This is a genomic window from Modestobacter sp. VKM Ac-2978 (assembly GCF_026968025.1).
Taxonomy (GTDB): domain Bacteria; phylum Actinomycetota; class Actinomycetes; order Mycobacteriales; family Geodermatophilaceae; genus Modestobacter.
The window spans coordinates 730,612-755,100 of record NZ_JAPVBP010000001.1 but is presented as its reverse complement, the minus strand read 5'-3'; the positions used below and the strand labels follow the sequence as shown (position 1 = coordinate 755,100).

Annotated in this window: 25 protein-coding genes; all 25 read left to right on the top strand. The window is 73.3% G+C overall.

Annotated elements, in window-relative coordinates; all coding sequences use genetic code 11:
* Complete coding sequence (locus tag O2W53_RS03585) at positions 1 to 327, top strand: flagellar hook-basal body complex protein FliE (protein ID WP_269161659.1); 327 nt, start codon at positions 1 to 3, stop codon at positions 325 to 327.
* Positions 327 to 1,880, top strand: coding sequence for a flagellar basal-body MS-ring/collar protein FliF (gene fliF, locus O2W53_RS03580; RefSeq protein ID WP_269161658.1), 1,554 nt, complete (start codon positions 327 to 329; stop codon positions 1,878 to 1,880). Before O2W53_RS03585 ends, fliF begins: the two co-directional genes overlap by 1 nt.
* A 148-nt stretch (positions 1,881 to 2,028) precedes the next feature.
* Positions 2,029 to 3,105: a flagellar motor switch protein FliG gene (gene fliG, locus O2W53_RS03575; RefSeq protein WP_269161657.1), complete on the top strand. Its 1,077-nt coding sequence runs from the start codon at positions 2,029 to 2,031 to the stop codon at positions 3,103 to 3,105.
* Entirely contained in the window at positions 3,089 to 3,958 is an 870-nt protein-coding gene (locus O2W53_RS03570) for a FliH/SctL family protein (protein ID WP_269161656.1), read from the top strand. Before fliG ends, O2W53_RS03570 begins: the two co-directional genes overlap by 17 nt.
* Positions 3,955 to 5,283, top strand: coding sequence for a FliI/YscN family ATPase (locus tag O2W53_RS03565; protein WP_269161655.1), 1,329 nt, complete (start codon positions 3,955 to 3,957; stop codon positions 5,281 to 5,283). Before O2W53_RS03570 ends, O2W53_RS03565 begins: the two co-directional genes overlap by 4 nt.
* A gap of 10 nt (positions 5,284 to 5,293) precedes the next feature.
* Complete coding sequence (locus O2W53_RS03560) at positions 5,294 to 5,749, top strand: flagellar export protein FliJ (RefSeq protein WP_269161654.1); 456 nt, start codon at positions 5,294 to 5,296, stop codon at positions 5,747 to 5,749.
* Positions 5,737 to 6,687: a transglycosylase SLT domain-containing protein gene (locus O2W53_RS03555; protein ID WP_269161653.1), complete on the top strand. Its 951-nt coding sequence runs from the start codon at positions 5,737 to 5,739 to the stop codon at positions 6,685 to 6,687. Before O2W53_RS03560 ends, O2W53_RS03555 begins: the two co-directional genes overlap by 13 nt.
* Complete coding sequence (locus O2W53_RS03550) at positions 6,684 to 8,126, top strand: flagellar hook-length control protein FliK (RefSeq protein WP_269161652.1); 1,443 nt, start codon at positions 6,684 to 6,686, stop codon at positions 8,124 to 8,126. Before O2W53_RS03555 ends, O2W53_RS03550 begins: the two co-directional genes overlap by 4 nt.
* A 15-nt stretch (positions 8,127 to 8,141) precedes the next feature.
* Positions 8,142 to 8,600: a flagellar hook assembly protein FlgD gene (locus O2W53_RS03545; RefSeq protein ID WP_269161651.1), complete on the top strand. Its 459-nt coding sequence runs from the start codon at positions 8,142 to 8,144 to the stop codon at positions 8,598 to 8,600.
* Between the two features lie 55 nt (positions 8,601 to 8,655).
* A complete protein-coding gene (locus O2W53_RS03540; protein ID WP_269161650.1) occupies positions 8,656 to 9,957 on the top strand; it encodes a flagellar hook protein FlgE in 1,302 nt (433 codons plus the stop codon).
* 190 nt (positions 9,958 to 10,147) lie between these two features.
* Positions 10,148 to 10,435, top strand: coding sequence for a flagellar FlbD family protein (locus O2W53_RS03535; protein ID WP_269161649.1), 288 nt, complete (start codon positions 10,148 to 10,150; stop codon positions 10,433 to 10,435).
* A 3-nt stretch (positions 10,436 to 10,438) separates the two neighbouring features.
* Positions 10,439 to 11,209, top strand: coding sequence for a motility protein A (locus tag O2W53_RS03530; RefSeq protein ID WP_269161648.1), 771 nt, complete (start codon positions 10,439 to 10,441; stop codon positions 11,207 to 11,209).
* Positions 11,206 to 12,171 carry a flagellar motor protein MotB gene (locus O2W53_RS03525; RefSeq protein WP_269161647.1) on the top strand — a complete coding sequence of 322 codons (966 nt, stop codon included), beginning with the start codon at positions 11,206 to 11,208 and terminating at the stop codon, positions 12,169 to 12,171. Before O2W53_RS03530 ends, O2W53_RS03525 begins: the two co-directional genes overlap by 4 nt.
* Positions 12,168 to 12,647 carry a flagellar basal body-associated FliL family protein gene (locus O2W53_RS03520; RefSeq protein WP_269161646.1) on the top strand — a complete coding sequence of 160 codons (480 nt, stop codon included), beginning with the start codon at positions 12,168 to 12,170 and terminating at the stop codon, positions 12,645 to 12,647. The genes O2W53_RS03525 and O2W53_RS03520 overlap by 4 nt, the downstream gene beginning before the upstream one ends.
* Positions 12,648 to 12,845: 198 nt before the next feature.
* On the top strand, positions 12,846 to 13,820 hold the full coding sequence (locus O2W53_RS03515) for a flagellar motor switch protein FliM (RefSeq protein WP_269161645.1): 975 nt from the start codon (positions 12,846 to 12,848) through the stop codon (positions 13,818 to 13,820).
* Positions 13,817 to 14,563, top strand: coding sequence for a flagellar motor switch protein FliN (gene fliN / locus O2W53_RS03510; RefSeq protein ID WP_269161644.1), 747 nt, complete (start codon positions 13,817 to 13,819; stop codon positions 14,561 to 14,563). Before O2W53_RS03515 ends, fliN begins: the two co-directional genes overlap by 4 nt.
* The gene (locus tag O2W53_RS03505) at positions 14,560 to 14,988 is read left to right on the top strand and encodes a FliO/MopB family protein (protein WP_269161643.1); all 429 of its coding nucleotides are present in this window, start codon (positions 14,560 to 14,562) and stop codon (positions 14,986 to 14,988) included. The genes fliN and O2W53_RS03505 overlap by 4 nt, the downstream gene beginning before the upstream one ends.
* Positions 14,988 to 15,836 carry a flagellar type III secretion system pore protein FliP gene (gene fliP / locus O2W53_RS03500; RefSeq protein WP_269161642.1) on the top strand — a complete coding sequence of 283 codons (849 nt, stop codon included), beginning with the start codon at positions 14,988 to 14,990 and terminating at the stop codon, positions 15,834 to 15,836. Before O2W53_RS03505 ends, fliP begins: the two co-directional genes overlap by 1 nt.
* Positions 15,833 to 16,108, top strand: coding sequence for a flagellar biosynthesis protein FliQ (gene fliQ / locus O2W53_RS03495; protein WP_036336255.1), 276 nt, complete (start codon positions 15,833 to 15,835; stop codon positions 16,106 to 16,108). Before fliP ends, fliQ begins: the two co-directional genes overlap by 4 nt.
* Before the next feature lie 7 nt (positions 16,109 to 16,115).
* A complete protein-coding gene (fliR, locus tag O2W53_RS03490) occupies positions 16,116 to 16,880 on the top strand; it encodes a flagellar biosynthetic protein FliR (RefSeq protein ID WP_269159997.1) in 765 nt (254 codons plus the stop codon).
* Between the two features lie 17 nt (positions 16,881 to 16,897).
* Positions 16,898 to 18,031 carry an EscU/YscU/HrcU family type III secretion system export apparatus switch protein gene (locus O2W53_RS03485; RefSeq protein WP_269161641.1) on the top strand — a complete coding sequence of 378 codons (1,134 nt, stop codon included), beginning with the start codon at positions 16,898 to 16,900 and terminating at the stop codon, positions 18,029 to 18,031.
* A gap of 154 nt (positions 18,032 to 18,185) precedes the next feature.
* A complete protein-coding gene (gene flhA / locus O2W53_RS03480) occupies positions 18,186 to 20,231 on the top strand; it encodes a flagellar biosynthesis protein FlhA (RefSeq protein ID WP_269161640.1) in 2,046 nt (681 codons plus the stop codon).
* A gap of 70 nt (positions 20,232 to 20,301) precedes the next feature.
* On the top strand, positions 20,302 to 23,127 hold the full coding sequence (locus O2W53_RS03475; RefSeq protein ID WP_269161639.1) for a hypothetical protein: 2,826 nt from the start codon (positions 20,302 to 20,304) through the stop codon (positions 23,125 to 23,127).
* Positions 23,124 to 23,360, top strand: a complete 237-nt coding sequence (locus O2W53_RS03470) for a hypothetical protein (RefSeq protein WP_269161638.1) — start codon at positions 23,124 to 23,126, stop codon at positions 23,358 to 23,360. Before O2W53_RS03475 ends, O2W53_RS03470 begins: the two co-directional genes overlap by 4 nt.
* Positions 23,361 to 23,512: 152 nt before the next feature.
* Positions 23,513 to 24,433, top strand: a complete 921-nt coding sequence (locus O2W53_RS03465; protein ID WP_269161637.1) for a type IV toxin-antitoxin system AbiEi family antitoxin domain-containing protein — start codon at positions 23,513 to 23,515, stop codon at positions 24,431 to 24,433.
* The last annotated feature ends 56 nt before the right edge of the window (positions 24,434 to 24,489 follow it).

Here is a 24,489-nt window from a genome sequence, read left to right as displayed (position 1 = left end):
ATGACCTCACCCATCGCCGGCATCTCCATCGGGATGCCCGGGATCACCGACGTCACCGGGGTCTCCGGTGCCGCCTCGGCCGCCGCACCCCGGTCGGTCTCCGGCGACGGTGGCTTCGCCGCCGTCCTCAGCGGCTCGATCGACTCGCTGAACGCCGTGCAGGGCAAGGCGGACGCCCTCGCGCTGCAGGCCGCCACCGGCGACCTGCAGGACGCGCACGACTACACGATCGCCAGCACCGAGGCCCGGCTGGCCACTGACACCGTGGTGACCCTGAAGAACTCCGCGGTCGCGGCGTTCACCGAGATCATGCGGATGCAGATCTGATGCCCGCCGCGCTCAACGGCCCGCTCGAGCGGGTCCGCACGCTGCTGGCCACGATCAGCGCCGGCCAGAAGATCGTCATCGGTCTGCTCCTGGCCGGGCTGCTGCTCGGCGGCTTCTTCTTCACCCGGTGGGTCACCGCGCCCACGCTGTCGCCGCTGTTCAGCAACCTGGCCTCCACCGACGCCTCGGCGATCGTGGAGGAGCTCAACGCCCAGGGCGTCGCCTACGAGCTCACCGACGGCGGCCAGACGATCATGGTGGCCAAGGACGCCGTCTACGACCTGCGTCTGGCGATGAGCGGCCAGGGCCTGCCGGCCGGCGACGAGACCGGCTACTCCCTGCTCGACGAGCAGGGCATCACCACCAGCGAGTTCCAGCAGCAGGTCTCCTACCAGCGTGCGCTGGAGGGGGAGCTCGCCACCACCCTCAAGGCGCTGGACGGCGTCCGGTCCGCAGTGGTGCACGTCGCGCTGCCCAAGGACGACGTCTTCGCCACCGAGGAGGGCAAGCCGACCGCCTCGGTCCTGCTGGACCTCGCCCCCGGCACCAGCCTCGCCGGCGAGCAGGTGCAGGCGGTCACCCACCTGGTCTCCTCCAGCATCGAGAAGATGGACCCGGCCGACGTCACGGTCGCCGACTCCACCGGCGCGGTCCTCTCCGCCGCCGGGGAGGGCGCCTCCTCCGCCGCCGGGGACGCCCAGTCGCAGATGGAGCAGGAGTTCGAGGGGCGGCTGGCGGCCAACGCCCAGCAGATCCTCGACCGGGTCGCGGGCCCGGGCAACGCCGTCGTCTCCGTCCGTGCCGACCTGGACTTCTCCAAGCGGGACACCACGATCGAGAGCTACGACTACAACGCCGACACCCCGGCGCTGTCGGAGAGCACCACCGTCGAGAGCTACACCGGCGCCGGCGCAGCCGTCGGCGGGGTGCTGGGCGCCGAGGACCTCGGGGTCAACGGCAACGGCGAGTCCGCGTACGACAAGGAGACCGCCACCCGGAACAACGCCGTGGACAAGACCGTGGAGACGGTCGCCGGGGCGCCCGGTGCCGTCGAGCGGCTGACCGTCTCCGTGGTGATGGACCAGGCCGCGGCCGGCGCGCTGAACCAGGCGCAGGTCCAGGACCTGATCGGCAACGCGGTCGGCCTCGACGTCGCCCGCGGTGACGCCATCACGGTCGCCGCGATGGCCTTCGACCAGACCGCCGCCGAGCAGGCTGCCGCCGACCTGGCGGCCGCCCAGGAGGCGGAGAAGACCGCCCAGATGTGGTCGATGATCAAGACCGGTGGCATCGCCCTCGGCATCGCCCTGCTGGTGCTCATCGTGTGGCTGCGCTCGCGGCGCAACCGCGAGGAGTACGAGGAGTACGAGGACGACGAGGTCGACGAGCGCATCCAGGTCGAGAGCGTCCGGGACGCGGCCCTCGACGACCGGGCGGCGCTGATCGAGGCCCAGCAGCGTGAGCGCGTGCGGGGCGAGATCTCGGAGATGGTCAGCGACCGTCCCGACGAGGTCGCCACGATGCTGCGCGGCTGGTTCGCCGACGCCAAGTGAGCACACGGTCCGGGGCCTCCCCCGGCGGGGCCCGGACACTCCCGGGAGCCCTGCCGGGTGGGGCCCCGGACTGCCGATGCAGGGGGTGGACGCCGGTGGCGTCCAGGGACAAGAGGACTGCCGTGAGCATCGCGAAGGGAGCTGAGCAGTGAGCATCGCCAGCGTCGAACAGCTCGTCGGGGTACCGGCGACGACGTCGCCCGCCCAGCTCGCCAAGCCCCGCAAGGAGCTGCCGGGGCTGCGCAAGGCCGCGGTGTTCCTGGCCCAGCTGACCAAGGAGGAGGCCGGGGCCGTGCTCGCCCAGATGCGCCCCTCCGAGGTCGAGAAGCTGACCGGCGAGCTCATGGGCCTGCAGCGGGTCAGCGGCACCGACGTCGACGACGTGCTCGGGGAGTTCCACACCCTCATGCAGGCCCGCCGCTTCGTCGGCACCGGCGGCATCGAGTTCGCCCGCGAGGTGCTCGCCGCCGGGCTGGGCGAGGAGAAGGCCGACGGCATCCTCTCCCGGCTCAACGTCGTCTACACCGAGCTGCCCTTCGCCTCGCTGCGCAACAGCGACGTCCGGCAGCTGGTCACCTTCCTCAAGGACGAGCACCCGCAGGTGGTCGCCCTGGTGCTGGCGCACCTGCCCGCACCGCAGTCGGCCGAGGTGCTCTCGGGCTTCCCGCCGGACCAGCAGGCCGACGTCGCCTACCGCATCGCGCTGATGGACCGCACCGCCCCGGAGATGGTCCGGATGGTCGAGGAGGAGCTCGGCCGCCGGATGGGGTCGCTGCTGGCCTACCAGGACATGGCCACGGTCGGTGGCGTGGAGACGCTGGTGGAGATCATCAACCGCTCCTCGCGGCCCACCGAGCGCTCGATCCTGGAGTGGCTGGAGAACAGCGACCCGGAGCTGGCCGAGCGGATCCGCTCGCAGATGTTCGTCTTCGAGGACATCGTCACCATCGACGACCGGTCGCTGCAGCTGGTGCTGCGCGACGTCGAGGCCAACGACCTGGCCACCGCGCTCAAGGGCGTCAAGCAGGACGTCCGGGACAAGGTGGTCCGCAACCTCTCCGAGCGTGCCGGGGAGAACCTGCTCGAGGAGATCGAGCTGCTCGGCCCGGTCCGCACCCGGACGGTCGAGGAGGCCCAGGCCAAGATCGTGGCGGTCATCCGCACCCTCGAGGAGCAGGGCGCACTGACCATCTCGCGGGGCGGTGAGGATGACTTCGTCGCCTGACGGCAGCGGACGGGAGACGTTGCTGCTGCGCGGGGCGCCGGCGGCCGGCGCCGTCCCCTACCAGCGCGTGCCCCAGGGTGCGCCGGTGTGGGGACGGCCGTCGGCGGTGCGCCCCGCCGCGCAGGACGCCGTTGCACCAGCCCCGGCTGCACCGGTCCCCCCACCTCGGGCGCCCCGGGCGCCCTCCGTCGTCCCCCCCGCCGCTCCGGTCGACCCCGGGACGGCGCACCCGACGGCGGCGCACAGCGACCAGGCCGCCACCACCCGGGTCGGGCTCCGGCTGGGCGAGGTCTACGCCGAGCAGCTGGCCCGACTGCGGGCGGAGGCCCGCCGGGAGGGCTGGGCGGCCGGCCACGCCGAGGGCGTGCTCGCCGCCGAGCAGGTCGTCCGCGCGGCCGAGCAGGCCGCCGAGGAGCGGCTCGCCGAGGTGCAGGCCCGCTGGGAGCGTCGGCTGGCCTCGGCCACCGCGGCCATGGGCGCCGCCGTCGAGCGCCTGGACGGCACCGCCGCCCCGGTGGTCGACGAGCTGCGGGACAGCATCCTGGACGCCGTCGTCATCCTGGTCGGCGACCTGTTCGGCCGAGAACTGGCCGTGGCCGCCGAGCCCGGCCTGGACGCGTTGCGCCGGGCCATGACCCTGTGCCCCGACGACGTGCCGGTCGTCGTCCGGCTGCACCCCGACGACCTCGCCGAGGTCCCGGCCGAGGCGCTGGCCCAGCTGCCCGCGTCGGTCACCGTCCGCGGTGACGACGCCGTCGAGCGGGCCGGCGCCGTGGCCGAGGCCGGCACCCAGCGGGTCGACGCCCAGCTGAGTGCGGCGCTGGACCGCGTCCGCGAGGTGCTCCGCTCGTGAGGACCGCCGTCGACGCCCTGGACAGCAACGACCTCATCGACCGAGCGCGCGCCGCCGCCCGTCCCCAGCTGACCGGCATCGTCACCGGCGCGATGGGGCTCACCCTCAGCGTCGAGGGCGTCTCGGCCGCCGTCGGCGACCTGGTCGAGGTCCGCACCGGCCCCCAGCCGCTGCTGGCCGAGGTGGTCGCCGTGCAGCGGGACCGGCTGACCTGCATGCCGCTGGGCGACCTCTCCGGGGTCCGCTCCGGCGCCCGGGTGCGGGCCACCGGCATGCCCCTGCAGGTGCCGGTAGGTGAGGCGCTGCTCGGCCGGGTGCTCGACGGGCTCGGCCGGCCCATGGACGGCGGCCCGCCACTGGGCAACGCGATCCGGTACGTCGACCTCACCAGCCAGACGCCCAACGCGCTGACCCGGGCGCGGGTGAGCCGGCAGCTCGCCACCGGCGTCCGGGCCCTGGACACCCTCGTCCCGGTCGGCCGCGGGCAGCGGCTGGGCATCTTCGCCGGGTCCGGCGTCGGCAAGTCGACGCTGATGAGCCAGATCACCCGGGGCACCGACGCCGACGTGCGCGTGATCGGGCTGATCGGTGAGCGCGGCCGCGAGGTCCGGGAGTTCCTCGAGGAGGACCTCGGCCCGGAGGGGATGGCGAACACCGTCGTCGTCGTCGCCACCTCCGACGAGCCACCGCTGGTGCGGTTGAAGGCGGCGTTCGTCGCCACCCGGATCGCCGAGGGGTTCCGCGACCAGGGCCGCGACGTGCTGCTGATGATGGACTCGATCACCCGCACGGCGATGGCCCAGCGGGAGGTCGGGCTCTCCGCCGGCGAGCCACCGGCCACCCGCGGGTACCCGCCGAGCGTCTTCGCGATGATGCCGAAGCTGCTGGAGAAGGCGGGCACGTCCACCACGGGCTCGATCACCGGCCTCTACACCGTGCTGGTGGAGGGCGACGACCACAACGAGCCGATCGCCGACACCGCCCGGTCGATCCTCGACGGGCACGTCGTGCTCACCCGCAAGCTCGCCACCGCCGGGCACTTCCCGGCCATCGACGTGCTGGAGTCGATCTCCCGGGTCGCCACCACGATCGTCCCGTCGCCGCAGATGACCGACGCCCGGGAGGTCCGCCGGATGATGGCGGCGCTGCGCGACGTGCGGGAGCTGATCGAGATCGGCGCCTACCAGAGCGGTTCCGACCCGCTCGTCGACCGGGCCCGCCGGCTGGTGCCGCAGATCGACGCCTTCCTGCGGCAGGCCGTGGACGACCCGACCTCGACCCCCGAGGCGTTCGCCCGACTGCACGCGATCGCCACCACGGCGTGAGCGACCCGCGGTGAAGCAGCCGGCCTTCCGGCTGGAACCGGTGCTGAAGCTGCGCCGGACCGAGGAGCGGGCCGCCGCACTCGCCTCGGCCCAGGCCGCCCGCGAGGCGACCGAGGCGGCCGAGCGCGTCGAGCGCGACGTCGCCGCACTGACCCAGCGCGCGCTGCCCGGGCACCCGACCGGCGCGGCCTTCATCGCCGCGATGGTCGCATCGGCCGCCGCGGCTGCCGATGTGTCTGCTGCACGGTCAGTGGCCGTCGCACGCGCCGAGCAGGCGGAACTGGTCCGCGCCCGGTGGACCGCCGCCGCACAGCGCACCAAGGGACTCGAACGGCTGCGCGAGCGGCACGTGGCGGCCCTGCAGGCAGCGGCCGACGCCGCCGAGGAACGGGTGGTCGACGACCTGGTCACCCGCCAGCACAGCACCAGGACGAGCAGGGAGGAGGAGACGACGTGGACGGACTGACCGCGGTGCACAGCCGGATCGGGCAGATCCAGGCGCGTTTCGCGCCCCCGGTGACCCAGAACGCCGCCTGGACCAGCGCGGCCTCCGCCGCCGGCCTCACCAGCAGCAGCCCCACGAGCGCCACCGCGGCGACCACCGCAGCGACCGGGACCGGTGCCGAGGTGGTCGGCGCGGCCACCAAGTACCTCGGCGTCCCCTACAAGTGGGGCGGCACCGACCCGGCGACCGGCCTGGACTGCTCGGGCTTCACCCAGCGCGTCTATGCCGACCTCGGCATCAGCATCCCGCGCACGTCGTCCCAGCAGGCCACCGCCGGCCGGCCGGTCGCCTCTCTGGCCGAGGCCCAGCCCGGCGACCTGGTGTTCTTCGACAACACGCCCTCCCGGCCGGGCATCGACCACGTCGGGCTCTACATCGGCGGCGGCAAGATGATCGCCGCCCCGCAGGAGGGCGACGTGGTCAAGGTGCAGGACGTCGGCAAGCCGACCCTCATCCGCCGGGTGCTGCCGGAGAACACGACCACCTCGCCGGTCACCGCCGCTGCCGGCGGCGGCCTCGCCGGGGTGCCGTACGCCGACCTGTTCACCCAGGCCGGCGCCCGGCACGGGGTCTCCCCCGCCCTCCTGGCCGCGGTCGCCAAGACCGAGTCCGGTTTCAACAGCTCCGCCGTGTCGTCCGCGGGCGCCACCGGGCTGATGCAGTTCATGCCCGCCACCGCCAAGGGGCTCGGCGTGAACGCCACCGACCCGGCGTCCTCGATCGACGGCGCCGCCCGCTACCTGAGCCAGCTGACCAAGCAGTTCGGCTCCACCGAGCTGGCGCTCGCCGCCTACAACGCCGGCCCGGGCACGGTGCAGCGCCACGGCGGCATCCCGCCCTACGCCGAGACGCAGTCCTACGTCCAGAAGGTCACCAGAGCCGCGGAGGCCTACGCATGACCAGCACGACCACCCTGCCGGTGATCTCGGCCCCGGCCCGCTCCGGTGCCGCCACCCACGGCTCCACCGGCCGGTCCTCCGGCAGCGACCGGGCACCGGCGTTCGCCAGCGCCCTCGACGACGCGCTCGGCAGCGAGCGCGCACCGTCCCGGTCGTCCCAGCGGGCCGCCGACCGCGCGGCCGAGCGCGCCTCGGACCGGTCCGCCGTCCGGTCGCCCGACCGCCCGACCGTCGACCGGCCCGACCGCCCGGCCGTCGACCGCCCCGACCGGCCGTCCGAGGCGCCGGCCACCGACGTCGACGCACCGGCGGCCGACGCTGCGGCGGAGGCCACCGACGCCAGCAGCGACACCGTCGCCGCTCCGCCGGTGCCGTTGCAGCCCGGGCTGTGGGCGTTGCTGGCCGCCGCCGCCCCCCTGACCGCCGAGCCGACCGCGGGCCTCGGGACGGCGGCCGCCGCGGCCGGCCTGATCGGCGTCGTGACCGGCACCGGGCAGGCCGTCGACGGCTCGGTCCCCCTCGCGGGTGGCCCCCTGCCGGGCGTCCCCGTGTCCGCGGTCGTGCCGCCGGCCACCGCGCCCGACGTGTCCACCTCGCCCGTTCCCCCGGCCACGGCCGGGCCGGCCGCAGCTGCCGCCGCGGCGCTGGCCGAGGCCGCCGGGCTCACCGTCGTCGTCGACCCGCTCGGCACCCCGGCCGCGGCTGGTCCGACCGCCGGGTCCGCGCCCGGGGCCGGCCCGGCGACCTCGACCGACGGCGTCGGGGCGCCGGTGCCGCTGCCCACCGCCGGCGGGGCCGCCGACACCGCCGACACCGGGTCGGGGACCACCGGGGACGAGTCCACCGCGACCGCGGCGACCACCGGGGTCGCCCCGTCGGCCGCCGAGACCGACGCCGTCTTCACCGTCCCCGGCCCGATGCCGGCCACCGCCACGCCGGTCGCCGCCACCGGCGCACCGGTGCCGGCTCCCGCAGAGACCCCCGTCGCCGCCCAGCTCGGCCGCCAGCTCGCCGTCCTGCACAACGCCCCGGACGGCAGCCAGACGATGACGGTGGTGCTCACCCCGGACGACCTGGGGCCGGTGTCCGTCCAGGTCACCGTCACCCGCGGCGTCCTGGAGGTGACCCTGCACGGGGCCCACGAGGCCGGCCGGCAGGCACTGCTCGATGCCCTGCCCGACCTGCGCCGCGAGCTCGACGGCGCCGGCCTGACCACCGGCCGGGTCGAGGTCGGTGCGGACAGCGGCAACGCCGGCTCCGGCGCGCGGACCGCGCAGGAGCTCTTCGACGCCCGGGCCGACCAGCAGGGCCGGTCCGGTCAGCCGGACCAGCAGGGCGGCTCCCGCCGCGGCGGGCAGACCGCCGACCACCTCGGCCCCGGCAGTGCCGCGCGAGCCGCCGACCAGTCCACGTCAGCCGGCGTGGACGTCCGTGTCTGATCTGGAGACCGTGCGATGACCACCCCGATCACCGGGACCGTCGGTACGCCGACCACCACCGCGTCCACCTCGACCGCGCGCTCCGACCAGATGGGCAAGGACACCTTCCTCAAGCTGCTGGTCGCCCAGATGCGCTTTCAGGACCCCAGCAACCCGACCAGCAGCAGCGAGTTCATGGCGCAGACCGCGACCTTCACCCAGGTGGAGAAGCTCGAGGAGATCGCCAAGCAGAACGCCGAGCTGCTCACCCTGCAGCGCTCGCTGAGCGCCGGCGCGCTCGTCGGCAAGCACGTCGCCTACACCGCCGACGACGGCAGCACCGTCACCGGTGCCGTCTCCTCGGTGATCGTGACCGGCGGCGTCGAGCCGCGGGCGGTGGTCGGCGACAAGGCCGTGCCGCTGGGCCGGATCACCGAGATCACCGTCCCCGAGGTCGACACCCCCGCAACCACCCCGGCGAAGCCCGCCGGCTGACCCCGGCGCCCCCGCCCTCCCCCCACACCGATCACCGATCGCGAGGAGCTCCACCGTGCTTCGTTCCATGTTCTCGGCCATCTCCGGCCTGCGCGCCCACCAGACCAAGCTCGACGTCGCCGGCAACAACATCGCCAACGTCAACACCGTCGGTTTCAAGGCCAGTCAGACCGTCTTCGAGGACACGCTGAGCCAGGTGCTGCGCAACGGCGCGGCACCCAACGGCGACGTCGCCGGCACCAACCCGGCGCAGGTCGGTCTCGGCGTGAAGGTCGCCGGCATCACCACGAACTTCGGCCAGGGCTCGACCCAGAACACCGGCCGGGCCAGCGACTTCATGATCAGCGGCGACGGCTTCTTCGTGACCAAGGTCGGCAACGAGCAGCTCTACACCCGGGCCGGCTCCTTCGACACCGACGGCGTCGGCAACCTGGTCACCCCTGACGGGGCGAAGCTGCAGGGCTGGATGGCCAACGCGCTCGGGGTCGTCGACCCCAACGGCCCGATCCAGGACCTGCGGATCCCCACCGGTCAGGTGCTCGCCCCGGTCGCCACCACCGGCGCTGCGCTGGCCGGCAACCTCTCGGCCACCGTGGTCGCCGGCGAGACCCCCGTGACCAGCCAGGTCAACATGTACGACGACCTGGGCAACGCCCACCCGGTCAACGTCGAGATGACCCGCAACGCCACCCCGGCCAACAGCTGGAACGTGACCTTCACCGACACCTCCACCGCGACGGCCACCTCGACCGGCACCGCGCTGGGCAGCGTCACGCTGCAGTTCGCCGACGGCAGCAACACCTACCTGGACGCGAACGGCCAGCCCCGCCAGGCCGGGACCCTCGCGACGCCGAACCCGGCCACGTTCGAGCTGCCCACCTCGGCCGCCGGCGTCGCCGCCTGGACGCAGGACGTGGACATCGACCTGTCCGCCATCACCCAGTTCGGTGGCAAGAGCGACGCCGCGGCCAAGACGACGGCCCAGAGCGGCTCGGCCATGGGCGTGCTGGAGGGCTACTCGCTGGCCAACGACGGCACGATCGTCGGCATCTACTCCAACGGGCTGCGGCAGAACATCGGGCAGCTCGCGCTGGCCACCTTCACCAACCCGGGTGGCCTGGAGAAGGCCGGCAACAGCTCGTTCCGGGCCGGCGACAACTCCGGCAACCCGCTGGTCGGGCAGGCCGGCACCGGTGGCCGCGGCAGCCTGTCGGCCGGCGCGCTGGAGATGTCCAACGTCGACCTGGCCGAGGAGTTCACCGGCCTGATCGTGGCCCAGCGCGGCTTCCAGGCCAACAGCCGCGTGATCACCACCTCCGACGAGATCCTCCAGGACCTGGTCCAGCTCAAGCGCTGATCCCCCTCCCCACCGAAATGGCCATTGTGGTGGTGGGTGAGGCGCTCACCTGCGCGGATGGCCCGGTCACCCCGTCGGGGGGACCGGGCCGTTCAGCTCAAGCACCGCCCTCGACACGCCGATGACCTGACTGCGGCGCGATGAGGCCCGTTCGTGGCGACACCGCCACACCCGACCCCTGGAGCAGTCCGTGATCCGTCTGACGCGCCTCAACGGCGAGCACTTCGTGCTCAACGTCGAGCTCATCCAGCGCGTGGAGGGCCACCCCGACACCGTCATCACGCTCCGCGACGACACCAAGTACGTCGTCACCGAGACCGTCGACGAGGTGGTCCGCGCGGTCCGCGACTACCGGGCCAGCATCCAGGCGGTCGCCTTCCAGATGGACCGCGGCGAGTACCGGATGCCGACCGCACACCACGCGAAGGGCACCGAGGACTCCTCGGTCCTGCCGTTCCCGAGCCGAGAAGAGCGCTGAGCCATGGACCCCGCCACCCTGATCGGGTTCGTCGTCTCCATCATCGCCCTGGTCTTCTTCATGATCCTGGAGGGCGCCGACCCGACGTCGCTGATCTTCCTCCCGGCGATCATCCTGGTCGTCATCGCGACCTTCGGCGCGGCCCTGGCCAGCCAGACGATGGACGACCTGAAGAAGATGCCCAACTGGTTCAAGATGGCCGTGCTGCCGGCCAAGGTGCCGCCGGCCACCGAGCAGATCCAGGTCCTGGTCAGCCTGGCCGAGAAGGCCCGCAAGGAGGGCCTGCTCGCCCTCGAGGCCCAGGTCAAGGACATCGACGACCCGTTCCTCAAGCGCGGTCTGCAGATGAGCATCGACGGCACCGACCCGGAGGACCTGCGCAGCATCCTCGAGGGCGAGATCTCGGCGAAGAAGACCGAGGACAAGGTCGCCGCCAAGTTCATGAACAACATGGGCGGCTACGCGCCGACCATCGGGATCCTCGGCTGCATCGTCGGCCTGATGAACGTGATGGGCAACCTCAGCAACCCCGAGCTGCTGGGTCCGATGGTCTCCGCGGCCTTCATCGCCACGCTGTGGGGCGTCATGGCGGCCAACTTCTGGTTCCTGCCGATGGGCGCGAAGATCCTGCGGGTCAGCGCGCTGCAGGCCGCGCAGATGGAGCTGCTCGTCGAGGGCATCGCCGAGATCCAGGCGGGCACCAGCCCGCGGACCGTGCGCGCCAAGCTGACCTCGCTGGTGCCGCCCAGTGAGCAGCAGCGCGAGGCGGCATGAGCAAGGGCGGCGGGCACGGCGGCCACGGTGGCCGCCGCGCCAAGAAGCACGAGGAGCACGAGGAGCACGAGAACCACGAACGGTGGCTGGTGTCCGGCTTCGACATGATGACGCTGCTGTTCGTGCTGTTCGTGGTGCTCTACGCGATGAGCTCGATCGACCTGGCCAAGTTCACCGCCTTCGCCAACGGCGCGCGGGACGGCGCCGGCGCCCCGGTCACCATCCTCAACGACGGCGCCGCCATCGCCGCGCCGATCGAGAACGACAGCCCGCTCAAGCCGGTCCAGGTGGCCCAGGAGGCCGCCATCGACGGCACCGCGCAGACCGAGGCCGAGCAGGCAGCGGCGGTGGCGGCCGCCGAGGCGAAGGCGCGGGCCGTCGCCGCCGAGGCGGAGTCGGCCTACGACCAGCTCGCGGCGGCGCGGGCAGCGATCGCCGCGGCGCTGGCCGAAGCCGGCCAGTCCGGAGCAGCCCAGTTCATCATCGACGAGCGGGGTCTGGTCGTGCGCGTGGTCTCCGACCCGGTGCTCTTCGCCCCGGAGTCCGCGGCCCTCCTGCCACAGGGGGTGACCGTGCTCAACGCCATGGGCCCGGCGATCCGGGACCTGCCCAACCTGGTCCGGGTCGAGGGCCACGCGAACTCGCTGCCGGTCACCCGCGGCGGCCCGTGGCCGTCGAACTGGGAGCTCTCCGCCGTCCGGGCCACCACCGTGCTACGGCACCTGGTCGACGCCAACGACGTCGGGCAGGACCGGATGTCGGCGGTCGGCTACAGCGACACCCGGCCGCTCGTGCCCGACACCGACCCGTCCTACGTGACCGTGAACCGACGGGTGGACGTCGTCCTCCTGTCCACCGCCTCCCCCGAGGCCAACGCACTGCTGCCCGGCATCGAGGCGGCCACCCAGACCACGCAGACCACCCAGGCCAACGGCACGACCTCCGAGGGGAGCCAGGAATGAGCAAGAAGAAGCAGGAAGAGCCCGAGGACGCCGACGGCGCCATGGGCGGCGGCAAGAAGAAGTTGCTGATCATGGGGCTGGTCGCCGTCCTGGCGATCGGCGCCGCCGCGTACTTCTTCGTCTTCAGCGGCAGCGGCGAGGCGGTTGCCGAGCCCGCGCCGGAGGCCGGCAGCGTCGTCCTCCCGGTGGAGTCGGTGGCCATCAACCTGGCCGGCGGGAGCTACCTGAAGCTCGGCTTCACGCTGCAGTTCTCCCTCGCCTACGACGAGCACGCCGGTGGCGGCGGGCACGGCGGTGGCGCCACCCCGGACGGTTCGAAGGCGATGGACATCGCCATCTCCCAGTTCTCCGGGGCAGCCCTGTCCGACGTGCAGACCAACCGGGAGGCGATGAAGGCCGCGTTCGAGGCGGCGGTCGTCGAGGCCTACCACGGCGACGTCTACGAGCTCTGGTACACGGAGTACGTCACCCAGTAGTGGAAGGACCCCCTCGCCCCCCAGCACTCGCAGGCTCGTGCCGGGGCCCTGCGAGGGGGCCGCTCCAGCAACCGCACCAGCCGCTCCTCCCCCACCGTCCCCACCGGGGAGCAGCCGCACCAGCCGGCGCCGAGCTCCTCGGCGCCGGCTGGTGTCCGGCGGTCAGGGTCACCGCGCCCCCCGCCGATGAGGACATGCGTGAGCCTGTCCGACACCGTGGCCGACGCCCCGAGCGCCGCCGCCCCCCGACTCCCCGAGGGGCAGGCGCGCGCCCGACGCCGGGAACCGCGCACCTACGACTTCCGTCGTCCCACGAAGCTCTCCCGTGAGCACGTCCGGATCCTGCAGATCACCCAGGAGTCCTTCGCCCGTCAGGCGACGACGACCCTGACCTCCCTGCTCCGCACCGGCGTCCGGGTCGAGCTGACCGGCATCGAGCAGTTCTCCTACGACGACTACATCGCCACCCTGCCGTCGTCGTACTTCGTGGCGACGTTCACCCTCGAGCCGCTGGCCGGCAAGGGCGTGCTCGCCTGGCCGCTGGACTCCGCGATGGCGATGGTCGACCACATGCTCGGCGGCTCCGGTGCCGGCGACCAGCCGAACCGGCCGATGACGGGCATGGAGAGCGCCATCACCGGCCACCTCCTGGCCCGGCTGCTCGACGAGCTCGGCCAGGCGTTCGCCCCGGTCACCGCGCTGACGCCCGCGCTGGACAGCGTCGAGTACAACCCGCAGCTCGCCCAGGCCGCCTCCGGTTCCGAGACCGTCATGGTCGCGACCTACAGCATGCGGATCGGCGCCCGGGAGCCCGAGGTCACCCTCGTGCTGCCCTTCGCCTCCTTCGCCGGCCCGCTGAACAACGCCGCCTCCCCGCAGCTGTCGGACGTCGCGAAGCACAAGCGGCAGCGGGCGCTCGAGGCGATCACCGAGCGGATCAACGACGTCCCCGTCGACGTGAGCGTGCGGTTCAACCCGCTGGACGTCCCCTCCGGTGACCTGTTGTCCCTGGCCGTCGGCGACGTGCTGCTGCTCCGCCACGCCCAGGACAGCCCGCTGCAGGTCACCACCAACGACGTGACCTTCGCCCACGCCCTCCCCAGCAACCACCGGCGCCGCCTGGCGGCCGAGATCGTCCCCGACACCTCGACCGGCGGAAAGGACCCCGCATGACCACCGCCTTCGGCACCGACCGCTCGTCGGACTCCGACACCATCGCTGCAGCCGTCGCTGCCGCGGCCCAGGCCGCAGCAGCCGCCATGCCCGCCGAGCTCGTCCTCCGGGCCGGGGAGACGGTGGCCGACCCCGAGTCGGTCCCGCTCCCCCCGACCCCCGGCGCGGCCGTCACCGCCGCACTGGGCGGCGAGGTCAGCGGCGACATCGTGCTGGTGCTCTCCGAGGAGATCGTCAGCGCGCTGACCAACTCCCCGGTCGGGCCGATGGACGTCGCCACCGCGCTGCGCCCCGCGCTCGAGGCCGCCGCCGGCGCCCTCGGCCGGGTCCGGGTGGCGGCCGAACGGGTCGAGGACGTCGTCGCGGCGCTGGACGGGCTGCGGGACAAGGGCGTCTTCCTCGCCGTCCCGCTGATCAACGGCACGGAGATCGCCGCCACGCTGGCCCTGCAGGTCACCCTGCCCCGTCCGCGGGAGCGGCGCGGCAGCCTGGACCTGCTGCGCAACGTGGCCATGGAGGTCACCGTCGAGATCGGCCGGACCCGGATGACCGTGTCCGAACTGCTCTCCCTCCACCCCGGCGAGGTCATCGAGCTCGACCGCGCCGCCGGTGCGCCGGCGGACCTGCTGGTCAACGGCACCCTGATCGCCCGCGGCGAGATCGTCGTCGTCGACGAGGACTTCGGCCTGCGGATCAGCGAGATCGTGACCGAGGCCGGCGAGTACGGGACTCCGCCCGCATGAGCTGGATGATCGTCCGCCTGGTCCTGTCGCTGGTGTTCGTCGCCGCGGTCCTGCTCTTCGCCAGCAAGGTCGCGAAGAAGCGCGGGCTCGGTGGCCCCACCGGCGTCATCGAGGTCGTCGCCCGCCAGCGGATGGGCCGGGCCAGCAGCGTCTCGGTGCTGCGCGTCGCCGGCCGGGTGCTGGTGGTCGGTTCGACCGAGGAGCACGTCACCCTGCTGGCCGAGGTCGAGGACGAGGAACTGCAGGCCGCCCTCGCCGCCCAGGCCCGCCCTGCGGTCGGTGCCAACGGCGAGACCACCGAGCTGCCTGCCGCCCGGGTCCCGGTGCCGCGGGCGGGCAACGGTGCCCTGGCCGGCTCGGTGCTCGACCGCGGCACGTGGACGTCGGTCGTGCACGAGCTGCGTGAGCGGACGGTGCGCCGCTGATGACCGCCGTCCCCGTCCGGCTGTCGGCGCCGCCGCCGACGTCCGGCCCCGCCCGCCGCCGCGCGGCCTGGCTGCTGCCGTTGCTGCTGCTGGGCACGGTCGTCCTGATGCTCCTGCTGGCCGGCCCCGCCTCGGCCGCCCCCACCGCGCCGGTCCCGCCGTCCGAGCCGGTCGCCCCAGTCGTGGACGACGGCGGCCTGGACATCTCCATCGGCGGGGACAGCCCGAGCACCGCGGTGACGCTGATCCTGGCGATCACCGTGCTGTCGATCGCGCCGTCGGCCCTGCTGCTGGTGACCTCGTTCACCAAGATCCTCGTGGTGCTGGCGCTGACCCGCAACGCACTGGGCCTGCCCACCTCACCGCCGAACCAGGTGCTCACCGGCATCGCGCTGTTCCTGACCATCTTCGTGATGGGCCCGGTGTTCAGCGAGATCAACGAGCTCGCCGTCCAGCCCTACCTGGACGGCACCATGAACGCCTCGGCCGCCTACGACACCGGGGTCGAGCCGCTGAAGGACTTCCTGCTCGCCAACACCCGGGACGACGAGCTCAAGCTGATGGTCGGGCTCTCCGGTGAGGAGGCGCCGGCGGACGCGGCATCGGTGAGCATGCTGACCCTGGTCCCGGCGTTCGTGCTCTCGGAGCTGAAGAGCGCCTTCATCATCGGCCTGGTCGTCTTCATCCCGTTCCTGGTGCTGGACATGCTGGTCAGCGCCGCGCTGATGGCGATGGGCATGATGATGGTGCCGCCGACGATCGTGTCGCTGCCGTTCAAGCTGATGCTGTTCGTGATCGTCGACGGCTGGGCGCTGGTGACCACCGCACTGGTGGGGTCCTACGGATGAGCGACGCCGACGTCACCGAGATCGCCACCCAGACGATGATCGTGGCGGCGAAGGTGTCCGCCCCGATCCTGCTGACCGCCCTGCTGGTCGGCTTCATGATCTCCCTGTTCCAGGCGGCCACCCAGATCCAGGAACCGACGCTGTCCTTCGTGCCGAAGATGATCGCGGTGGCGATCGCGCTGCTGGTGACCGGCAACTGGGTGCTCTCGGAGCTGGTCTCCTTCACCGATCAGCTGTTCGAGTCGCTGCCGCGGCTGCTCGGCAGGACCTGAGGCCGCAGTGGACCTCGAGGTCCCCTCCGCGACCCTCGCGGCGCTGCTGCTGGCCAGCACGCGGGCTGCCGGGTTCATCGCCCTCGCCCCGCCGTTCAACTCCAACGGCATCCCGCGGGTGGTCAAGGGCGCACTCGCCCTCTGCATCGCCCTGGTCACGTTCCCGCACATCTCCGGCACCATCCCGGAGGTCACCGCCGGCTTCCTCATCGGGACTGCGGTCACCGAGGCGGTCATCGGCGCCGCACTGGGCTTCGTCGTCCAGCTGCTGTTCAGCGCCGTCCAGCTGGCCGGTGACCTGATCGACGTGACCGGCGGGTTCTCCCTGCAGCCGGCCTACGACCCGATGTCGCTGACCACGCAGGGGGTGATCGGCCGGCTGCACTACCTGCTCGCCATCACCCTGCTGTTCACCAGCAACGGCCACCTGCTGCTGGTGCGGGGTTTCGTCACCTCCTATGAAGGGCTGCCGGTGGGCGGCTCGCTGCCCACCGACCAGCTGGGCTCGGTCCTGATCACCGCCTTCTCGATGATGTTCCTGGCCGCGCTGCAGATCGCCGGGCCGCTGGTGGCGGTGCTGCTGCTGGCCGACGTCGCGCTCGCCCTGCTGTCCAAGGCCGCGCCGGCGCTGAACATCTTCGCCTTCGGGTTCCCGCTCAAGATCATGATCACCCTGACCCTGCTGGGGCTGACCTTCCCGCTGCTGCCGCCGGCGCTGGACGGGCTCCTGGACTCCGCGCTCGACGCGATGACCTCGCTGCGCAGCGGCTGACCGGGAGGAGGTGACTGATGGCCAAGGACGGTCCCGGCGGGGAGAAGACAGAGAAGCCGACACCGCAGAAGCTGAAGAAGGCCCGCAAGGACGGGCAGATCCCGCGCACCCAGGAACTGGGCACCTGGCTGGGCGCGGCCGCGGCGAGCGTGCTGCTGCCCATGCTCGTGGGCGGCGCCTTCAGCTCCATCCAGGAGCTCTTCGTGCAGGTCGGGGTGATCGCCAACGACCCCGAGCAGGCCACGATGCAGGCGCTCTTCGGCACCGCGCTGGCCGTCTTCATGACCGCGCTGCTGCCGATGGCGCTGGCGATGATGGTGATCGGCACCATCGCCTCGGCGTCCCAGGGCGGGGTCACGATCGCCACGAAGGCGATGAAGCCGACACTGAAGAAGCTGAACCCGTTCCCGGGTATCAAGCGGATGTTCGGCACCCAGGGCGTCTGGGAGGCGACCAAGGCGATCATCAAGACCGTTGCGCTGGCGACCGTCATCGGCGTGACGTCCGACAACGCCATGCAGCTGGTCTCCGCTTCCGGCGCGCTGCCGCTGTCGGAGGTCGTGCACACCTTCACCGACTCCGCGGTGCTGATGTTCCGCGTCGTGGGCATCACCGGCCTGGTCATCGCGGTCGCCGACTACGTGGTGGTGCGGCACAAGATGATGAAGCAGCTCAAGATGAGCGTCTACGAGATCAAGCAGGAGCACAAACAGGCCGAGGGCGACCCGCAGATGAAGGCCCAGCGCCGCTCCACCCAGCTGTCGATGTCCCGCAACCGGATGATGGCCGAGGTCGCCGACGCCGACGTCCTGCTGGTCAACCCCACCCACGTCGCCGTCGCGCTCAAGTACGACCCGCTGAAGGGCGCCCCCCGGGTGGTGGCCAAGGGCGCCGACGAGATGGCCGCCCGGCTGCGGGCCCGGGCCGAGGAGTGCAAGGTCCCGATGGTCCAGGACATCCCCCTGGCCCGGGCCCTGCACGCCTCCTGCGACCTGGGTCAGGAGGTGCCGGCCCAGCTGTTCACCGCCGTCGCCCGGGTGCTGGCCTTCGTCATGCACCTCTCGGCGCGCGGCGTGAGCGGCGGCATGCACCGGCCCGGCTTCGAGGCACCGGCGACCGAAGGGCTCCCTCGCGCCGGCCGGCGCCGCTGACCGGTCTCCCTGAGGCCCGCGGAGCGGTTGTGACGCACGGTGTGGCGGCCCCGCCCAGCGGTACCGCCCGTTCCCCGGACTGCCGAGAAGGCGGTGGGGGGCGCACCGGCGCATTCCTCCGCCGCCGTAGCGCACCGCACAGGAACGAGGTCTCGTGGGAAAGCTGACGAAGGCCGCCGTCCCCATCGGGGTCGTCTCGATCGTCCTGATGCTCGTGGTGCCGCTGCCGGCCCCGGTGCTGGACCTGCTCCTGGCACTGAACATCGTCGGGTCGCTGCTGATCCTGCTGGTGTCGATGAACATCAGGCGGCCGCTGGACTTCGCGATCTTCCCGTCCCTGGTGCTGATCGCGACGCTGATGCGCCTGGCGCTCAACGTCTCCTCGACCCGGCTGGTCCTCACCGACGGTTACGCCGGCAAGGTCATCGAGGCCTTCGGGCACTTCGTGATCGGTGGCTCGCTGATCGTCGGCCTGGTCATCTTCGTGATCCTCACGATCATCCAGTTCGTCGTCATCACCAACGGTGCCGGCCGCGTCGCCGAGGTCGGCGCCCGCTTCACCCTCGACGCGATGCCCGGCAAGCAGATGGCCATCGACGCCGACCTGAACGCCGGCCTGATCAACGAGAAGCAGGCCCGCAAGCGGCGCATGGAGGTCACCTCCGAGGCCGACTTCTACGGCTCGATGGACGGCGCCAGCAAGTTCGTCAAGGGCGACGCCATCGCCGCCATCATCGTGACGCTGATCAACCTGATCGGCGGCTTCGCGATCGGCGTGCTGCAGCGCGGCATGGCCCCGGGCGAGGCCGTCACCACCTACTCGCTGCTGTCGGTCGGCGACGGCCTGGTCTCCCAGATCCCGGCGCTGCTGATCTCCACCGCCACCGGCCTGATCGTCACCCGCTCGGCCTCCCAGGGCGACATGGGCTCGGACCTGATCAGCCAGCTCAGCCGCGCCAAGCAGCCGGTGCGCATCGCCGGCCTCGCGGCCCTGGCCCTGTGCCTGATCCCCGGCCTGCCCAAGCTGCCGTTCCTGCTGATCGGCGGCCTGGTCCTGTTCATCTCCACCCGGCTCACCGACCAGGTCGACGAGGACGACGACGAGGGCACGCCCGCGGACGCCGTCGCCGCCGAGCCGCAGCCGGACTCCCCCGAGGCGATCGCCGACCGGATGCGGGTGGACCCGCTGGAGCTGGAGGTCGCCTTCGACCTGGTCGAGCTGGTGGACACCGCCCGCGGCGGCGACCTCCTCGACCGTGTCAAGGCGCTGCGCCGCAAGGTCGCCATGGAGACCGGGCTGGTCATCCCGCTGGTCCGCACCCGGGACAACCTGGACCTGCCCGCCTCGCAGTACGTCATCTGGCTCAACGGCGTCCCCGCGGCCAAGGGCACGTCCCCGGCCGGCACGGTCCTCGCCATCGGTGACCACCTCGACGGGCTGCCGGGCAAGGCGACCCGGGAGCCGGTCTTCGGGCTGGCCGCCAAGTGGGTGCCCGCCGAGCTGCAGCGGCAGGCCGAGATGGCCGGCGCGACCGTCGTCGACCGCTCCTCGGTCATCACCACCCACCTGGCCGAGGTCGTCCGGCAGAACGCCTCGGCGCTGCTGGGCCGGGAGGACGTCAAGGTGCTGGTCGAGATGATCCGCCGCTCGCACCCGGCCGTCGCCGACGAGCTCACCCCGGCGCTGCTCAGCCTCGGCGAGGTGCAGCGGGTGCTGCAGGCCCTGCTGGACGAGGGGGTGTCGATCCGCGACCTGGTGCGCATCTTCGAGGCCCTCTCCCTGCGGGCCAAGGTCTCCACCGACCTCGACGGCCTGGTCGAGGCGGCCCGCGCCGCCCTCGGCGCGGCCATCAGCCACCCGTACGTGACCGAGGAGGAGCGACTGCACGTCATCACCCTCGAGCCGTCGTTCGAGCAGCGGCTCCTGGAGGCCGTGCGCCCCACCGAGGGCGGCCAGGTGCTCGCCCTGGACGGGCACACCGTCGACGTCCTCGTCCGCGGCTGCACCGAGCTCCTCGACGACGCAGAGCGCCTGAACCTCTCCCCCGTGCTCGTCTGCTCACCGCAGGTGCGAGCCGCACTGTCCCGCCTGGTCCGCCAGGTCCTGCCCCGCCTGTCGGTCATCTCGTACAACGAGGTGTCCCGCACGGCACAGATCGAGTCGCTGGGAGTGGTGAGCGGTGCCGTCGCGATCCGTTGAGGCAGCCACGCGTGACGAGGCCATCGCGGCCGCGCGTGCAGAGTTCGGGGCCTCGGCCCGAGTGGTCGGGGTGCGCCGCATCCGTTCCGGCGGCATGTTCGGCTTCTTCACCAACGAGCGGTTCATCGCCGAGGTCGAGGTGCCCGCGGCCGGGCCGGCCACCGGGCCGAGCACCGGTTCGGCCGCCGTGCTGAAGGACCCGGCCGCCCCCGCACGCCCGGCCGGGCCGTCGATGGACGACCGGATGAAGGAGCTCGCCGACCTGCTGGGGGCAGCGGCCCAGGGCAGCCCGGCCGTGGACCTCTACGGCCGTTCCGGCTCGGTGCGGACCGCGCCCGAGCCGACCGCAGCTGCGGCGCCGTCGACCGAACGGTCGGCCCCCTCCTCGACGAGCTCTCCCTCGGCCGCCCGGTCCACGGCGCGGCCGGCGCGTGCGGCGACCGCCGCCGCGAGCCCGGCGGCGGCCAAGCCGTTCACCCCCAGCAAGCACACGCTGATGCTCGCGCCGGAGGACCTGGCGCCGGGGCCCGCCCCGGCGCCGGTCGCCGAGCAGCCCTCGGGCCCCTCGCCGTTCGCCGCGGCGCTCACCCGGATGGTCGCCTCGAGCCCCGTGCAGGCGGCGGCCGACGCCGCTGTCGAGGACGCCGCCGTGGCCGCTGCTGCGGAGCTGGCTGCGGCCGAGGCGGCCGCAGCCCAGACGGCAGCGGTCGAGGCAGCCGCGGCGGAGGCCGCCCGGCTGGCCACGGCGCGCATCGAGGCGGCTGCCGCCGAGGCCGCCCGGGTGCAGGCCGAGGCTGCGCGGGTCGAGGCTGCGCGGGTCGAGGCTGCGCGGGTCGAGGCAGCCCGCATCCAGGCGGAGGCCGAGGCTGCCGCGGCCGCCGAGGCCGCCCGCCTCCAGGCCGAGGCCGACGCTGCCGCCGAGGCAGCACGGGTCCAGGCCGAGGCCGACGCTGCCGCCGAGGCAGCACGGGTCCAGGCCGAGGCCGACGCTGCCGCCGAGGCCGCCCGCGTCCAGGCCGAGGCCGACGCTGCCGCCGAGGCCGCCCGCGTCCAGGCCGAGGCCGACGCTGCCGCCGAGGCCGCACGGATCCAGGCCGAGGCTGCTGCTGCCCTCGAGGCGGCCCGGGTCCAGGCTGCTGCCGAGGCCGTCGCTGCTGCGGAGGCCGCCCGCCTCCGGGCCGAGGCCGCTGCCGCCGCTGAGGCCGCCCGTCGTCAGGCCGAGGCCGCCGCCGAGGCGGCCCGGATCGACGCCGCCCGCACGGAGCTCGCCCGCCTCGAGGCGGCGACCCCGGCCCTGTCGATGGTCGAGTCCGTCCGGAGTGCGGACGAGGAGCTGGCCGACCTGCTCGAGGAGGTCCTGGCCGCCAACGGCTCCGGTCGCGGCCGGCACCGCTCCCCCGAGGCGGGTGCCGACCGCACCGCCGCCGAGGCCGCCCAGGACGGTGACGCCGCGCTCGCGGCCGCGTCAGCGATCATCGAGGCCGCTGCCTCGCGCGCCTGGCCGGCCCCGGCGGTCACCGAGGACCGGGTGCGCGACGTCCCGCAGCCGTGGGCCTACCAGACCACCGCCGCCGAGCCCAACGCCTACGACACCGGCGCCTACCGGACCGACGCCCACACCAGCTACGCCAGCGATGCCCGGGTCGCACAGCGTGCGGCGCAGTTCGCGGCCGCCCAGAACCTCGTCGTGGACGCCGTCGTCGTCGACGAGTCCCCGGCCGAGGAGGTCCGCATCATGGAGTCACCATCGACCGACCAGCGGGAGCGGTTCGCCGTCCCGGTGGCCATGTCGCCGGTCATGTCCCCGGTCATGTCCCCGGTCATGTCCCCGGTCATGTCCCCGGTCATGTCCCCGGTCATGGCGCCCGCCATGGCGCGGACCGCGAGCGACCCGGCTCCGCTGCCGCTGGACGCCACCACCGTCCTGCCGCCGCTGTCGCTGATGCCGCCGGGGCACTTCGGCGGTGGACAGCAGCCGCTGCTGGCCTCCCGTCCCGGTGTCCCGCCGGTCCGCCGGTCGCGCCCGCCGGTGCCGGCGAGCACCCGCCCCGCGCTGTCCGGCCGTCCGCAGGCCTCGACCCGCCCGACCCCTCTCCCGGTGGCGCCCCGTCCGGCCGCCGCGCTGCCGGCCGCCGACGAACCCGGCGGCCGCCTGGCGACCGTGACCCGGCTGGTCCCCGCGCCGTCGTCGACGGCGCTGGCCCCCTACCCGATGAGCGGGCCCGAGGAGCTGGTCATCCGGCTGCTGACCCTCGGGCTGCCCGACTCGCTCCTGGGGCCGGACTTCACCAGTGACGCGGCCGCCCGCGGCGTGTACGCGGCGCTGACCCGGACCCTGTCCGAGCGGCTGCCCGCAGCTCCGCCGGCGCCGACGGAGCCGGGCGACGTGCTGATGCTGGTCGGCCCCGGCGCCGAGACCTTCGCCGCCGCCCGGTCGCTGGCCTCCTCGCTGCGGCTGGAGCCCGAGGCCGTGCTGTGGGCCGCCTCCGGTGCGCTCGCCGGCCTGGCCCCGGAGTCCAGCCGGATCACCTCGCTGGAGACCGCCCTGGCACGCCGCCGGACCAGCGCGGCGACCGGCGCGGTCACCGTCGTCGCCGTGGACGCCCCGCTGCGCACGTCCGGCGGGCCGTGGATGGAGCACATGCTCCAGGTCTGGTCGCCGTCGGCGGTCTGGGCGGTCATGGACGCCACCCGCAAGCCCGAGGACCTCGTCCCGTGGCTGGACGGGCTGCCCCGCCTGGACGCCGTCGTCGTCGAGGACACCGACTCGACCGCCGACCCGGCTGCCGCGCTGAACCACGTCCCGGTGCCGGTGGCCATGGTCGACGGCACCCGGGCCACCGCCCACCGCTGGGCCTCGCTGCTGTGTGAGCGGCTGGAGGAGATGGAGGCGTGATCAGCCCGTTCCGCTGGGACGTCGTGGTGACCGGCTTCGTGCTGGCCATCCCGGTGTTCCTGCTGGGACTGCGCGGTGACTTCACCGTGGACGACGTCGCCACCCGCCTGCTGTGGTGCCTGGGCGCCGGCTGGGTCGCCGTCGGTCTGCTGCGCTGGGCCAGCACGCCACCGCCGCCGGCCCGCGGCGCCCGGCCGAGCTCGGCCCCGGCGGACGAGCCCGCCCCCTCCTGACGCCCGGCCTGCACTCTCGCGCAGTTGCGCTCGGATGTCCGCTGCTGCAACGGCGCCGTGGCGCGGCTTCCGGCGCAAGAGCGATGTCAGTCCTCGTCCACAAGTTGACCGCCGCCCCTCCCTGGAGCGGCGGAAACGGCCAGGCTGGCTGGATGACCGACCCGTTGCCTTCTGGGGTGCTGCTGCGCGCATCGGCGGTGCGCCAGGGCTTCGACGACGGCGAGCTGGCGCGCCTGGTCCGCTCCGAGCAGCTCGACCGCCTGCAGCGCGGGGCGTACATCGACCCGCACGCTGATCCAGCTGCTCGCGCCCGAGCGGTCATCATCGCGACCGTGGCGGGGCTCCGACTGCCGGGAGCCGTCAGCCACGGCTCGGCAGCAGTCCTGCACGGGTTGCCCACGTGGCGGGTCGGCTCGGCCCGCGTGCACGTGACCCGCACTCCCCCCGCGTCCGGAGCCAGCAGCAGGCGGGTGCACCTGCACGTCGCCCGGCTGGACGCCGAGGAGACCACCGTGGTGGACGGCGTGCTCACGACCGACGTCACCCGGACCGTCGTCGACCTCGCCCGGACGCTGACGTTCGAGTCGGCGGTCGTCACGGCCGACGCCGCGCTCGCATTCGGCTCCACCACCGCCGCGCAGCTCAGGGTGGTGCTGCAACGGATGGGCTCCGTGCCCGGAACGCGTCGGGCGGCTCGGGTGATCGCCTTCGCCGACGCGCGCAGCGAGAGCGTCGGTGAGAGCCGGAGCAGGGTGCTGCTCGCTCGGTCGGGCCTGACCCCTCCGGAGCTGCAGGTCGAGGTGCGCCGGCGCGACGGGTCCCTGGTCGGGCGCAGCGACTTCGGCTGGGTCGCCTCGCGCACGCTCGGGGAGTTCGACGGTCGGATCAAGTACGGACGGCTGCTCCGCCCCGGCGAGTCAGCCGGCGACGCGGTCTACCGGGAGAAGCTGCGCGAGGACGAGATGCGCGATCTCGGGTGGGAGGTGGCCCGCTGGACGTGGCCCGAGATCGACGAGGCCGGGGTCGTGGCGGCGCGGCTGCGGCGAGCGTTCACCCGGGGGAACCGCCGCTGACCCCGCTCTTGCGCCGTTGTCCACGCTCTCGCGCTGGTGCAGGTGCGCGAGAGCGA